The 1,046-nt window shown below is 40.2% G+C and carries 1 pseudogene; it reads right to left on the bottom strand.

Annotated elements, in window-relative coordinates:
- Positions 1–940 (bottom strand): annotated as a pseudogene (locus tag V7149_RS04840) (polyprenyl synthetase family protein); the annotation flags it as partial.
- Positions 941–1,046: the final 106 nt, after the last annotated feature.

The following is a 1,046-nucleotide window of genomic DNA, read 5'->3' as shown; positions in this document are numbered from 1 at the left end:
CCTTTACACGATCCACTTCTTGGGAATTAAAAAACACATAGGATTGCTCGAAAAATGAACTTATTGTCGCTTGTCGCTGATGGGCCTTGATATACTCGAAAGCAGCTTTAAGTTCCGAATGAATAAATCGAATCAATCCCTTGTTTTTTCCTGTCCATTCGCCCAATTTCGGCACAGATCCTGTAATAAGTGTAGTACGTATCAAATCGGAATATTGTTTTTTCTCCTTATCGGATAGGATTCCTGAATCCAGCAGATCGTCAATGAAGGGATAAGTCAGCCCATAAGAATAGCCTAGCCTCATAGCCTTATCCAGTTTTTGAGTACGTTCCTCAGTCGATATCTCATCACCCATCTCTTCAACCTCGTGCATCATGACCCCAGCAATGATTTTAATAAGTTTCCGCTGGGCTTGCTCCGCATCCATCCCCTTTGGAATATGGGTGGATACAGTCTTTAGTTTGTTCATCAACCAGATCATCGTGGATTCAATGCCTTCCTTCTGGGCCATCCGGTATAATCTGGCCATGCTAAACATCTCCGCTTTGTCTCCCCGGTCTGTTGTCAGATGACTTTTTAAATTGTCCACAACACGCCGAACCCTGGTCTTTGTGTCAGATGAGTCCAACCTTTTGCCAAGATCCCGCAAGAAAATATAGGAGATGCTTCGATCCAGGTAATGATCTAGTTTACCTGTGTAATCCAGCCATTTGATATAATTGTGATAATCCCGAGAATCAGGCTTTCCCCTTCTCCGTAAAAATAAGGATAATAATGAATGATGAATATGATTCTGTTTCCAGGATTGTATATCTTTTATCAAGGTAGAAACATAAGTCTTTTGCCTGACCTGCTCATCAAGTGATTGATAATATTCAGCAGCCTTTTGCTCAGCCAGCCGATAACCTGCATCGGCTTTTTTCCTTAACTCCTCATTCATACCATTACCTCTGCTTCATGTTTTCTTATATATATGCTATATAATCCAACCAATATTTTAATCTGAGCATTATTCTTTAAAACTAACAAAATGCAAAGCAAAAATA

The sequence above is a fragment of the Bacillus sp. JJ1503 genome, from assembly GCF_036965125.1.
Lineage (GTDB): Bacteria > Bacillota > Bacilli > Bacillales > Cytobacillaceae > Cytobacillus.
The sequence above is the reverse complement of the archived record's forward strand: the minus strand, read 5'-3'. Positions and strand labels throughout refer to the sequence as shown.